This is a genomic window from Enterococcus sp. PF1-24 (genome assembly GCF_029893325.1).
Classification (GTDB): Bacteria; Bacillota; Bacilli; order Lactobacillales; family Enterococcaceae; genus HY326.
In genome coordinates this window covers 78,799-92,024 of sequence record NZ_JARXWL010000002.1, presented here as the reverse complement: position 1 = coordinate 92,024, position 13,226 = coordinate 78,799, and the positions used below count along the sequence as shown (strand labels likewise).

At 35.4% G+C, this 13,226-nt stretch carries 13 protein-coding genes; 2 read left to right on the top strand and 11 right to left on the bottom strand.

The window, feature by feature from the left end; genetic code table 11:
- Window positions 1-2: 2 nt before the first annotated feature.
- The 10 genes from M2139_RS01410 to M2139_RS01365 all read right to left on the bottom strand — a co-directional run bounded on the left by M2139_RS01410 (window position 3) and on the right by M2139_RS01365 (window position 9,689).
- Window positions 3-1,265, bottom strand: a complete 1,263-nt coding sequence (locus tag M2139_RS01410; RefSeq protein ID WP_280736996.1) for an ABC transporter permease — start codon at window positions 1,263-1,265, stop codon at window positions 3-5.
- The gene (locus tag M2139_RS01405) at window positions 1,258-2,157 is read right to left on the bottom strand and encodes an ABC transporter ATP-binding protein (protein WP_280736997.1); all 900 of its coding nucleotides are present in this window, start codon (window positions 2,155-2,157) and stop codon (window positions 1,258-1,260) included. The genes M2139_RS01410 and M2139_RS01405 overlap by 8 nt, the downstream gene beginning before the upstream one ends.
- 39 nt (window positions 2,158-2,196) lie before the next feature.
- Complete coding sequence (locus M2139_RS01400) at window positions 2,197-2,658, bottom strand: hypothetical protein (protein WP_280736998.1); 462 nt, start codon at window positions 2,656-2,658, stop codon at window positions 2,197-2,199.
- A 71-nt stretch (window positions 2,659-2,729) separates the two neighbouring features.
- Window positions 2,730-2,933, bottom strand: coding sequence for a helix-turn-helix transcriptional regulator (locus tag M2139_RS01395; protein ID WP_280736999.1), 204 nt, complete (start codon window positions 2,931-2,933; stop codon window positions 2,730-2,732).
- A gap of 243 nt (window positions 2,934-3,176) precedes the next feature.
- Window positions 3,177-3,710, bottom strand: a complete 534-nt coding sequence (locus tag M2139_RS01390) for a DUF308 domain-containing protein (RefSeq protein WP_280737001.1) — start codon at window positions 3,708-3,710, stop codon at window positions 3,177-3,179.
- Window positions 3,711-3,857: 147 nt separating this feature from the next.
- A complete protein-coding gene (locus M2139_RS01385; RefSeq protein WP_280737002.1) occupies window positions 3,858-4,766 on the bottom strand; it encodes an SDR family oxidoreductase in 909 nt (302 codons plus the stop codon).
- Window positions 4,767-4,925: 159 nt separating this feature from the next.
- Window positions 4,926-5,840 carry a thioredoxin-disulfide reductase gene (gene trxB / locus M2139_RS01380; RefSeq protein ID WP_280737003.1) on the bottom strand — a complete coding sequence of 305 codons (915 nt, stop codon included), beginning with the start codon at window positions 5,838-5,840 and terminating at the stop codon, window positions 4,926-4,928.
- Window positions 5,841-5,949: 109 nt separating this feature from the next.
- Window positions 5,950-6,699 (bottom strand): type I 3-dehydroquinate dehydratase, encoded by a 750-nt coding sequence (gene aroD, locus M2139_RS01375; protein WP_280737004.1) that lies wholly within the window; start codon window positions 6,697-6,699, stop codon window positions 5,950-5,952.
- A gap of 144 nt (window positions 6,700-6,843) precedes the next feature.
- The gene (locus M2139_RS01370; RefSeq protein WP_280737005.1) at window positions 6,844-8,943 is read right to left on the bottom strand and encodes an FtsX-like permease family protein; all 2,100 of its coding nucleotides are present in this window, start codon (window positions 8,941-8,943) and stop codon (window positions 6,844-6,846) included.
- The gene (locus tag M2139_RS01365) at window positions 8,940-9,689 is read right to left on the bottom strand and encodes an ABC transporter ATP-binding protein (RefSeq protein ID WP_280737006.1); all 750 of its coding nucleotides are present in this window, start codon (window positions 9,687-9,689) and stop codon (window positions 8,940-8,942) included. The genes M2139_RS01370 and M2139_RS01365 overlap by 4 nt, the downstream gene beginning before the upstream one ends.
- A 268-nt stretch (window positions 9,690-9,957) precedes the next feature.
- Between M2139_RS01365 and M2139_RS01360 the strand changes: the two genes are divergently transcribed.
- Together M2139_RS01360 and M2139_RS01355 are read left to right on the top strand one after the other, a co-directional pair.
- On the top strand, window positions 9,958-10,686 hold the full coding sequence (locus tag M2139_RS01360; protein WP_280737007.1) for a LytTR family DNA-binding domain-containing protein: 729 nt from the start codon (window positions 9,958-9,960) through the stop codon (window positions 10,684-10,686).
- Complete coding sequence (locus M2139_RS01355) at window positions 10,679-11,965, top strand: sensor histidine kinase (protein ID WP_280737008.1); 1,287 nt, start codon at window positions 10,679-10,681, stop codon at window positions 11,963-11,965. Before M2139_RS01360 ends, M2139_RS01355 begins: the two co-directional genes overlap by 8 nt.
- A gap of 106 nt (window positions 11,966-12,071) precedes the next feature.
- Here the strand turns inward: M2139_RS01355 and fucO are convergent, their stop codons facing one another.
- On the bottom strand, window positions 12,072-13,223 hold the full coding sequence (gene fucO / locus M2139_RS01350; protein ID WP_280737009.1) for a lactaldehyde reductase: 1,152 nt from the start codon (window positions 13,221-13,223) through the stop codon (window positions 12,072-12,074).
- Between the last annotated feature and the right edge of the window lie 3 nt (window positions 13,224-13,226).

Genomic DNA, 13,226 nt, shown 5'->3' with positions numbered 1-13,226 from the left:
CCTTATTTTTTCTTGCGTTCGTTTTGTAAAATTGAAATAGATTGTTTTAATGAAGTTAGCAAACCATTTTCGTTATAAACTAAAACGTTAGACTTATAAAGCTTCCCTGAAAATAACATTAAAGCTAGCGTGCTAACGACTAAAATCGCTATAGAAACTAGGGCCGCACCTGTGCTAGCTGTTTCATTTGCCAAACGAACTGGCATAGTGAATGATGATAAGAATGGAATATAAGAAGTTACTCGTAAAATGCCACTATTAGGATTTGCCATTCCCATAAATAAGCTGATGAAGTAACCCGCCATTGCTAAATAAGTGACTGGTAAAATAGCTTTTGGCGTATCCTCTGCTTTATTAACTAAAGAGCCACATAAGGCAGCTAAAACAGAGAAAATCGTAATTCCCAACACTAATAAAATAATGGTAAAGACTAAATAGCTACCAAATAATTTTTCTAAAGAAATGCCTTCCAAATAAGGTTTAATCATTGCCATATTGGTGATTTGCTTATAACCAAAGGCGAAAATAATCGCATAGATTATCAGTTGAGTGACAGCTACCATTAACACCCCAAAGATTTTACCGTAATAATGGGCTTGTGCTTTGGCACTAGAAAGAACAACTTCCATAATTCGCGTGCCTTTTTCCGCCGCAATTTCTTGAGCAATAATTTGCGCATAAGAAAAGATAATTAAGAAAAGGAGAATCGTTGCTGCATAACTGACAATTTGTTGTACCATGGTATTGTCTTCGCCAATCGCCATTTCCCCGGCATCATTAAAGTCAACTTTTTCAGTTTCAAAGTTAGCTGGTGCACCTAGTTGCGCCACTTGTTCAGCGGTTAAACCAAAAGCAGCAGCTCTTTCACTAGCTTGCAAAAGACCTAAGAACTGTTGAATCGCCATTTCTGTAGATAAACCTAGACTTGACTCGCTATACATCACGCCACTAACTGTATTATCTTGGTTATCAATCGTTAAGTAAGCGTCAATTTCTTCTGCCCCTAATTTTTCTTGAGCAGCTTTTTCTGATGATAAAATTTCAAAAGTATAATCTTCAGAGTTCATTTGTTGAATACTAGCAGCTGTAGTGGTGTCTTCGACAATCACACCGACTTTACTGGTTTCATCAAAACCACCAGCAAATTTTCCTAACAACATAATACCGCCAGTTAAAATAAAGGGAACCAAAATCATTACTAAAAAGGCAGTTGATTTGACATTTTTCTTATAAACATCCCAAGCAATTACTTTAAATTTACTCATGTTTGCCACCTGCTTTCATTTTGAAAATTTCTTCTAAGGTTGGTGGTTGTTGATTGAACATTGGAATATAACCATTCTTAGTGGCTAAGGCAAAGATTTCTTTCCCTACTTCGGCATTTTCCAAAGTAATATTTAAGCTACCATCAGGTTGTTCCACCACATCTAAGACACCCGCAATATTCATTACTTCCATCGGTGACATAGCTGAGTCTAAAAATAGTTTAGTACGACCAAAACTTTCCCTAATCTCAAAAACTTTCCCGTCTAGAACTGTTTCACCATTGCGAAGCATAATTAAATTATCACAAATTTTTTCGACATTATCCATGTTATGACTAGAGAAAATAACGCTAGAGCCTTTACTTTTCAGCTCAATAATGCCGTCTTTTAGCAATTCCGCATTAACTGGGTCCAAACCACTAAAAGGTTCATCTAAAATAACCAGTTTAGGTTCATGAATTAAAGTTGAAATTAGCTGAACTTTTTGTTGATTCCCTTTAGATAAGGATTTGACTTTGTCTGTTTTCTTCCCTTTGACTTGAAATTTTTCCATCCACTCATCAATTTTAGGTTCAATTTCTTTACGAGATTTCCCCCGTAATTCAGCAAAGTATAATAATTGCTCTTGAATACTAATTTTTGGATATAAGCCCCGTTCTTCTGGCAAATAACCAATAATATTGTAATCTTTACTGCCAATTTGATGGCCATCCCACAAAATTTCACCATTATCTGGTGTTAGAAAATCTAAAATCAACCGAAACGTTGTTGTTTTCCCTGCACCATTTTGACCAATCAAACCTAAAATCTGCCCTTTAGGGATTTCAAAAGATAAATCATTAACTGCTGTGTAATCCCCAAAAGTTTTTGTTAAATTTTTCACCTGTAACATTTACATTCACGCTCCTTAAATACTAATTTTTAAATCTGATTACAGCTTACGATTATAAATAAAATAAAAAATACAATAGCTAATCATATAAATTCCGATTAAACCAGATGCCACATAACTAAGCATTTGATTGATATAAGGCCCTATTAATGCCATCGCATAAATCGCTAAAAACTGACAAAAGCCCGCCATTCTAACTGCTTTAGAAGCAATTTCATGATTACGCTCATCATTGGTTTGAATCCGTTGTTTTCTTAATAGCTTAGGATTTTTGCTTATGCGATAGGTTTTTAAGGCTAGTGCTAACCCCGCGCCTACCATTCCTCCCGCTGTCCCAAAACTAAAATCAGTAGCGTGAGCCGGCATTTCAATTTTTAAAACTTCTGAAGCTAAGAAGATGCTTAACCAAAGAATGCCACCTAAGAGGCATATCAGTAAATATAACCGTATTCTTTTTTTCAATTGTTGTTTAAATTCTTCATCATTATGATATTGTTTCACTTTATTTCCACCACCGTTTAAAAATAGTTAATAATTAATTTTCTTATGAGTTATTCTCCATTCATTCTCTACTAGTCGTCTTCTTCGTCAAAAATGAAGATTTCTTCAATGGTTAATTGAAAAAACTTAGCAATTTTATGAGCTAAAAATAAAGACGCATTGTAACGACCACTCTCTAATGAAATAATCGTTTGCCGCGTAACATCAACTGCATCGGCTAATTCATTTTGAGTAATTTTGTTCATTTTTCTTAACTCTTGAATCCGATTTTTCATCACCTTTCCCCCTACTTTGTTTCATTGTGATGATTTTTCTTTGAAAATTAGTAACACTATTAAATGTATAGCTTGCTTTACTTTTCTTCATTCGTAGTATAGCAAGCTTTACATTTTTTGTAAAGTCTATTTTACATTTTTTCTAAAATTTTTTTGACTATAAAAAAACTAGACCTCTTAACAAGGCCTAGCTTCATATTAATTATTCAATTTAAATGTTTAAACTATTATTGTAAATAAAGCTTAACTTCTAAAAGCGTAAATCACTTCGTTAATCCCAAAAATCATAAAATAAAAACCAACGACAAAGCTTAAAGTTAGAGCTGAAGAAAGTGGATTAAATAATAATACCACCCCTAAAACAATCCCCATAACATCAATTATCAGTGCCAACCAAAAATAACCTTCACTAATACTGCGAGCTAAATCCAAAGTAAACAAGCCTAAAATAGAATCTAGTAAAAACCAAGCAGCAAACACATATGGCAACAAAGCCACTCCAATATTCAAATTGAAAAATAAATAAATACCTAACAAAATATCAATTATCGCTAACAAAATGGGGGCATAAGCCTTATAACCAGTTAATTGGCTAAAACGCCGGCGAACAAAAATTTCAATGGCCCCTTTAACAATTGCAAAAGTTGCGATAACCATAGTAATCGCAATCAAATTCCCCTCCGGATCACGAAAAGAAAGTATTGCTGTCAAGATAAAAAGTATTCCTACTACTAAAGAACCCCAATCCATCCCTCTTTGTTTTCTTCTAGCATCCATGGAAATCCGCTCCTATCATTTTAAAATTTTAGGTAGTGTTAACAAGCCTTACCTATACTTATAGTCTAGCTTGAAACGCTTAAAATACCAAATGATACGAACTGGATTTTATTTATTATTTTTCTTCATATTTTCAATTTTTTATTTCTATTTAAAATCCTCATGATACTCTTCTAAATACTCATAAAGTGCAGTTTCAAAATCTCTTAAAACAGGAAGTTCTGCGCGTTCAGACACAATTACTGCGGACTTTGGTCTGGCAGCACTTCGATTTAAAGCTTCTCCGTTAACAGAAATTAAAGTTATCTCTTTTTGCAAATAGTCAAAAAATAGTTTACTAGCCTCATACCAAGTTTTAGCCCCTCCGCTATTTACAAGATGATATATTCCTTGAAATTTATTTTCTTCGGTCAACTGTAAAATTACTTTAGCAACGTCTTTAGTATAAGTAAAGCAACACTGCTCATCATTAACCACTGTCAAAGTATCTCGTGTTTTAGCAGCATTATTCATAGCAGCAAAAAAACTAGCTTTAGAGTTGTTGCTTTCACCTGATGGACCAAAAAGGTTAGCGACTCTCAGTATAATAACTTTAAGCCCTTCAGCTGCTTCTGCTAAAATCGCTTCTTCTCCTAAAGATTTTGACAATCCGTAAAAATTTATCGGCGAGACAGCAGCACTTTCAGAATAAGTTTTTTCTTCACCAGAAAAAACATAATTTGTTGAAAAATGAATCAATTGTCCGTTAATCATTCTACAAACTTTTGCTAAAGTTGCCGGTAATAGAACATTTAATTTGATTGCAAGCTTTTGTTCTACTAAGTTATTTTCGCAAACATCAACATTGTTGTAAGCAACTGTATTAATAACAATTGCTGGTTTCAACTCATTAACTTTATTTTCAACAACAATCAAATCTAAGAGATCACAATCTTTTCTTGTCCAACAAATCAATTCATAGGCTGAATTGGTTACAAATTCTTTCTTTATCTGACTACCAAGATTTCCTTGCGCGCCTAACAACAGGACCTTTTTCTTAATATTTAAGTTCGTCAAATTATCATCCTCAATTCTCCAGTTCCTTCTAAAGCTAAAATTGATTTTATTATTAATTTGATTGTACCTTACTGACTCTCTAAACTCTACTTAAAATTAGTTTACGATAAATAAAAACCGTCTGCGCAAAAATAGCAAACGGTTTTCAAAAGGCTAATTTCATTGATGTTCTTCTAAATACTGATAAACTTGTTGGCCAGCGATACCGCCCTCACCAACCGCCGTTGTGATTTGGCGAAGTGTTTTTTCTCGCACATCTCCTACTGCAAAAATCCCTGGGATACTAGTTTTCATATCTTCATCAGTTTCAATCCAACCAGCTGCATTTGTTAAGCCGATTTTTTTGAAAGGCTCAGTTAATGGATCTAAGCCGACATAAATAAAGACCCCGTTGACTGTTTCTTCTGTAACTTCATCGGTTTTTACATTACGAATTTTAGCACCGGTAACCATCATCTCATTGCCAATAATTTCTTCTAAGACGCTATCCCAGATAATAGTAATTTTCTCATTAGCAAAAGCTCGATCTTGAATGATTTTTTGCGCTCTTAATTGATCACGACGATGAACAATCACCACTTCTGAAGCAAATTGAGTAAGATAAATAGCTTCTTCCACTGCTGAATCGCCACCACCGATGACAAATAATTTTTTACCTCGGAAAAAGGCGCCGTCACAAACCGCACAATAAGAAACACCGCGACCAGCGAATTCTTCTTCCCCTTTGACACCTAATTTACGGTGAACACAACCAGTTGCGATGACAACTGTCTTGCCTTTGTAGCTATGTTCTTCACAAACAACTTCTTTATGGTCTTGATGATTGATTACATCAGTTACAATTCCATAGGCATGCTCTGTGCCAAATTTAGTGACACCATCAAACATCTTACCCGCCAATTCAGGCCCCATAATGGAATCAAAACCTGGGTAATTTTCAATCTCAGCGGTATTATTCATTTGCCCACCAGGCGCGCCTCTTTCAATCATTAAAACTGATAAGTTTGAGCGAGAAGCATATAAAGCAGCTGTCATCCCAGCAGGTCCAGCACCAATTACAATTACATCATACATTTATTATTTCCTCCAATAAGTAACTTTTGAAATTTTAATTAAGCTTGTTTTCTACTAATTTCACTTTACAACTAAAGCATACAGCTGTCTAGCTTTCTGCTTACAATCATCATTGTAAAGTATTCAAAATTATCCGCAAATCTGCCACGGGTATTTGTCCGGGAGCGGAAGCTTTTTTGGCAACGCCAAAAGTCGCTGCCGAACCGAATGTGTTGCCAGCTATCCGACTAATTTCTCCTAATTTCCCCATGGAAATGGTGATTAAAGGAACTTCAGCATAGCGTTGATTCATTTCTTGTGTGGCAGCTAATAAAGTTAAAACATCTGCTGGTTTTTCAGGCATCACAGCAATTTTACAAATATCAGCTTGTAAAGCCTGCATTTTTCTTAGTCGGTCAATTATTTCATTTTTCGCAGGCGTTTTTTGAAAATCATGATTACAAAGAATAACTTTTTCCCCTTTTTCATGAACTGCAGCAATTAGCGCGGTCACTTTAACTGTGGGCATAAACAATTCAACATCTAATAAATCAAACGCACCTTCAGCAACAATTTCTTGATACAAAGAAAAATATGCTTCATCTGTCAATTCAGTGACGCCACCTTCTCTTTGGGAACGAAAAGTGATTAATAAAGGTTTCTCAACCAGCTGTTTCACTTGCTGAGACAAGACCGCCGTAGCTTTAAAATCACTAACCTTTTCAAAAAAATCAATCCGCCACTCGATAATATCACAATCAACTGTCGCCAAAAATCTGGCTTCTTCAAGTATTTCAGTTTCCGTTTTAGCAACTAAAGGGACAATAATTTTGGGTAACCCTTCGCCTATAATCAGATTATCTATTTTTACTGTTTTCAAATTAATTACGCTCATTTCATAAGTTAATCGTTATAGAAATTTAACACTACTATTTGAAAAAAAGCAAGTTATCTCTATAAAACAGTAAAAAGACCTTGCTTCTATTTTTCAAAAAGCAAAGTCTTTTTAGTTATTTATATCCTTTTAGCGAAAATTCAGTGCCCTTCGCACTTTTTTTAAAGTTAAGCGATAAACAAAATACAGAAAACCACTGACTAATAATAATAAAATCCCATTTACGGTAATTGCCAATAATTCATCGTAAACTAACTGACCGTCATTGTTATACATTAAAGAAAAACTATATAAAAACATCAACAGTGTGCCAATCGCGATGGGGATAAAAAAGACTTTTGCCACTTGATTTTTAACCGATTTATCAATGTATTGTTGGTTAGCACCTAAACGATGTAAGTCAGTATAAACTTGGCGATTATTGACAGCGATAGTCAAACTGCGAGTATAAGCGATAATAATCACTGTCGCTAAACAGATAATCATCATAAAGAAAAACAGCATGATATAAACAGAGCGATTGACTACCATATTTTGTTTGTCTAAAATTCTGAAATATGGCATATAGCGCCAGGCTTCAGTAAATTCAGAGGTCTCACGAGCATCGTAATCCACTTGCATTTCAGGTACAGTATCGCCAAAATAACTTTCACCTTTTGCAGTAACATTCATTTTTTCAACCCGATCGTAGTAACTATAAATTGCTGATTGTTGGCTACTATTATCAATGATGATGTTGTTTAATTGTTTGGCAAAATCATAAGATTTTTCATAATCTGCCACATTAAATTGAATCCATTTTTCTCGCCAAGTATCACTTAGGCCATTCGTTAATTGTGCATAGTCATTATCAGAAAGTAAAATGAAACGATGTAACTGATTGTATTTAATAATTTTAGCAAACTTAACGGTTAATTTTTCTTTCGTATCTGGATTGGTGAAGCAAGTCATCTCTTCAAAATAATCATAAGGATTTTGAACATAATTTTCAGAAGTAACGAAAATAAATTCCCCATCTGCTAAGCTAACATCCATTTTTGTGATAGCTTGAAAAGTGTTGACTGACATAAAACTTTCTTCATTATAAAACTCGTAATAAGTATCGCCATAACGACCATCATCGGTCCACTCACGATCATAACCATCTGTAGCTAAATTAACAAAATCAACAGTAAGATAATCCTGCATTTCAATCTTATTTTCAGCAGCTAGCGCTTCAATTGCTTCCTGTTGTGGAATAGCGGTTTCAGTTGCTTGATAATGAAAAGCAAAATCAATTGGTCGTTCGCTAATTTCTACAATTTCAGGAATTAGATTCATAGGAATATAAAATAAAGCAAAGTACCCCGCCACCGTCAAAAGTGTGATTACACACATATTTAAAACCGTTTGGCGCCCTTGAAAACGCATCATACTGCGAGTGATAATATTTTTATAATAGCTTTGTTTACTACCAAATCCCCGTACCACAAGAAACAACAAAATAAAATACAGTCCCACAGCCGCCACCAAGTAAAATAAATTAACCCAAAAAGGTGGTGTAAAGCCTTTTTCTGCTAAAATCTGAGGCAAAGCCGAAGGAACACCAACCCCTACCAGTAATAAAAGCAGGCCAGCGATTCCATACCAGCGTTTCACCTCTTTCACCTGTTCGGTTTTTCGTTGCTGATTAATAATTTCTAAAACATTACTGCGACGAATAAACAGCCAACCTGATAAAAGCAGCACAACAATGGTAAATAGTGAAAAGAGCAGCGGCCACAAATAGCCTGTTAAAGCAATTGAAAAATACATATCATCAGTATTTACAATAAATATTTGAAAGACTTGCCAAAGACCAGCTGCTAACAACGTTCCTAATAAAATGCCAGCGGTGGTACTTAAAACAGCTACCAGTAATAAATCTTGACAAAGTAATCGAACTACTCTTTTCTTCCTCACTCCCAGCGCCATATAAATACCAAACTCACGGCTTTTTCCACGGAAAAATAAAGCTGAAGCATAAGTCGTAAAGAGGCCACAGCCTAAAATCGCTAATAAAAAAATCATCATCATCTGTTTTCTTGAATCGCCACCAGCTGGCAACATTCTTTGAACAGTATGACTTTCAATAGTGACTGAGAAAGCACTAATTAATAAAACCGATAAGAAAATACAAATCGTCAATAAAAAATACTGATTGAGATTTTTACGGCGTAATTTGCTATAGGCTTGATTTAAGCTCTTCATGCTGTAACCTCCTCACTCATTGCTTTGATGGCTGCTAATAATTCATCTTGAAATTGGCTGATATTACCATGATTTTGCAAAATATTGTTAACAACACCATCGTTCATAATAATCACGCGATCACAATGAGCCGCCGCAAAACTATCATGGGTTACCATAAAAATAGTGGCGTTTAATTCCTTTTGTGCTCGCTTAAAAGATTGAATGACTGCGGCTGAAGATTTTGAATCCAAATTACCTGTCGGTTCATCTGCCAAAATCATTAAGGGATTATTAACCAATGCCCGCGCAACAGCTGTCCGTTGGCGTTCTCCCCCAGAAACTTCAGCTGGATATTTATTTTTAATTGCAGTGATGCCAAAAATCTGACACAAACGTTCCGCAGTATCAATCATGCCATGATCCGTTTTGCCCGCAATCATGCGAGGAAGCATAATATTTTCTTTAATCGTCAAACCATCTAACAACATAAAATCTTGGAAAACAAAACCCAACTTGCGATTACGTAAATCAGCCAGTTGCTCTTCAGAAAGACTATCCATTTGAATATTGCCTAACTTAATTTTGCCTTTTTCATAAGGAATATAGCTGGAAATACAATTTAACATGGTTGTTTTGCCCGAACCGGAAGGCCCCATCACAGCAACAAATTCTCCGCTATCGATTTTAAAAGAAGCCCCTTTTAAAACTTCATAAGTCGTACGCCCCACTTGATAAGATTTGTGTAGATTTTCAACAGACAACATAGTAAAACCCCTTTTCTCATTTAATCATTTGATAATATTAACTTACCATGAAATAAGCTCATCGTTTCTATGTGTGCTATTTGTGGTAAGTTATTTGCTATTTATGACAAAAAAGGGCTGAATTTGTCATTTGTGGTATTGATTTTGTCAAATATGGTTTTTGTTTCTTGCCTGTGATACTATAGAGTCAAATAAAAGTTAACTTCTAAATTAAAGGGCTTTCAACTGGATCATACTTTATTTTAGAAAAAAGTAAGGGAGATAATAAATGCTTAGAATTGGAATTTGCGATGATCAGCAAAAAGCACGTTTTTCTTTAAGCTGTAATGTTGAACGTTGTTTAGCGCGGCAAAATACTAACTGTCAAATTTATGAGTTTTCTTCAGCAGAAGGCTTGTTAAAATGGTTAGAAAAACATCCAGATGCCTTAGATTTATTATTTCTTGATATTGAAATGGCAGACTTAGATGGGATGGCTGCCGCTAAAAAAATTCGGGAAACCAATCAGCAACTAGCTTTAGTTTTTGTGACTGGCTATGCTGATTATGTTTTTGATGGCTATGAAGTGGGTGCTTTGGATTATTTATTGAAGCCTGCTAAAGAGGAGCAACTAACTAGAGTCTTGAATAAAGTTCAAGCATCATTGGTGAAACATTCTCAAAAAGTTTATACTTTTCAAAATACAGCAGGTTTATATCGCATCCCTTACGAAAAAATTTTGTATTTTATGAGTGAACGCCGGCAAGTTATCTTAGTTACAGAGACGCAAAAATATGCTTTTTACGGAAAATTAGATGATGTTGAAAAACAAGTCGCTCCCCATTTTTTCCGTATCCATCGTCGTTATTTAGTTTACTTAGCTGCAGTGCAACAAATCACAGGTAATTCGGTTCAATTAGCTGAAGAAACTTTACCTATTAGTCGCAACCAACGTCCAGGAATGATTAAAACTTTTACGGATTCTTTACTTGAGCAAGGGAATGATAATTATGTATGAAATAGTCACTGATTTTATAACGCTAATGACACCATTATTAAGTTTGATTCCCGGCTTTTTTTCACTATGTTTAACTAACCACTTTTTAGAAATTCGGAAAGCTTGGTGGTGCCAGCTATTATCTTTTATTGCCCATTCATTTTTAGTTACCTCAATGATTTTTATTGGCGTAGGAGATTATATCCCTGTCATTTTAGCTTTCGGCGTGCAATTATTGACCTTGCTAGTTTTATACAAAGGCAGTTTGTTGGCGCGTTTATCTTTAGGAGTGGTTTTAGTAACTTTACCTTTATCCATTAATGGCGTTTTGACCTCTGTGCGACCACCTTTTGATCGCTATATTTTTGTATTTCGTTTACTTTGTTGGTTGAGCATTTATCTCTTTACGAAAAAAACTTTACCAACTAGCAGTAAACCGCCAATTCGTTCTCGGCGTCTTTGGATATTAGTCGATTTTTTAAGTATAATGCCTGTAACGACGGTGATTGCGGTCACTTCTTTCACAGATCCTTATTATTTGGGAATCTACGATAATCCTTTCGACGATGTCTTATATGTTCCACAAGAGAGCCTATTAGTTTTGATGATGTGTTTAGCTGTTTTGGCAACCTTAACTATTTTAGTCGTAATTATCTTTTTCTCTCGTCATGAAAAATTAACTGAGGAACAACAATTAGCACAATTGCGCCATCAATACTATTTAAATATGGAAGAGTCACAACAGCAATTACGTCACCTGCGACACGATTTAGCCAATCATTTAACTGCTTTAAGCGGCTTACAAGGTGCTGAACAGCAAGCCTATCTTCAACAACTAATTGATTCACCTGCTTTAAAAAATGGTCAACGTTATTGTCAGCAGGAAATTATCAATGCTGTTTTATCAGCAAAAGTTCCACTTTTTGAAAAGAATAAGATTCCTTATGAATTAAATGTCCATATACCTAAAGAAATAGCTATCGCAGATTTAGATATTTGTACACTCTTTGCTAACAGCATCGACAATGCTTTGGAAGCCAATTTAAAACTTCCAGAAAATCAGCGCCACCTTGGATTACATTGCGCAGTAGAAAAAGGCTTTTTTGTAATGAAACTTGTTAATTCCTTAAAGGAAAATCTTGTTTTTTCTGGCGACCAACTCATCACCACAAAAACTGATAAAAAAATGCACGGTTTCGGCTTAACAAGCATGAAAGAAATTACCCAGCGCTATAACGGAACCCTAACCATCGAAACACCCGAAAACCAATTCCACCTGAGAATCTTGATTCCGATATAAAAAGCGGAGTGAGTTGTTCTGTTTCCCAGAAAAATGAAATAGCATGAAATCAACATTTTTTCTAAATGGATTTCATGCTGTTTCTATTTTAATCTTATTACTTTTTTTACATTAACGATTGATACAACGCAATAATCTCTGCTAAAGTAGTATCTCTTGGATTACCTGGCGTACACACATCACGTAGCGCATCTTCCGCAATTTGTGGTAGGTCTTCAGCTTTTACACCTAACTCAGAAATGGTTGCTGGGATGCCGACATCTTTACTTAACTCATCAATTGCTTGACAAGCTGCTTCCCGGACGTCTGCTAAGCTCATCGTTTCCGCATTTTCAATACCTAATACGATAGCAATTTCCCGATATTTTTCTCCAGTAAAATCTTTGTTGTATTTCATGACAGTTGGCAATAATGAAGCACAAGCCACACCATGAGGAATGTTATACCAGGCACTTAATGGATGCGCCATGCCATGAACTAAACCTAATCCGACATTTGAAAAACCCATACCAGCAATGTATTGTGCTAAAGCCATCGCTTCGCGTCCTTCTTGCTCGCCATTCACAGAATCTCTTAATGAACGACCGATAATCTCAATTGCTTTAATATGCAACATATCTGTTAATTCCCAAGCACCTTTCGTGATAAAACCTTCAATCGCATGGGTCATAGCATCCATACCTGTCGACGCACACAAAGCTTTTGGCATCCCCATCATCATATCGCTGTCCACAAAAGCGACAATCGGAATATCGTGAGGATCGACACAAACAAATTTCCGATGATTTTCTTCATCAGTAATTACATAGTTAATCGTTACTTCAGCAGCTGTTCCAGAAGTTGTCGGTACCGCTAAAATCGGTAAACAAGGATTTTTAGTAGCAGCTACCCCTTCTAAACTAAGGACATCTGAAAACTCTGGATTAGTAGCGATAGTCCCAATGGCTTTAGCGGTATCAATAGGTGAACCACCACCGATAGCGATAATACAATCCACAGCGGCAGCTTTCACAGCAACCACGCCATCTTTAACGTTTTGAATAGTTGGATTAGGAACAATACCATCATAAATATCGTAAGCAATTCCTGCTTCATCTAACAATGCTGTTACTTTCGTAGCGACTTCAAATTTAATTAAATCTTTGTCAGTAATGACCATTGCTTTTTTAAAACCACGACTTTTAAACTCAGCTGGAATGTTTTCAATTGCTCCTTTACCAAAGTAAGATGTTTCGTTTAAGATCATTCTGTTTGCCATTTT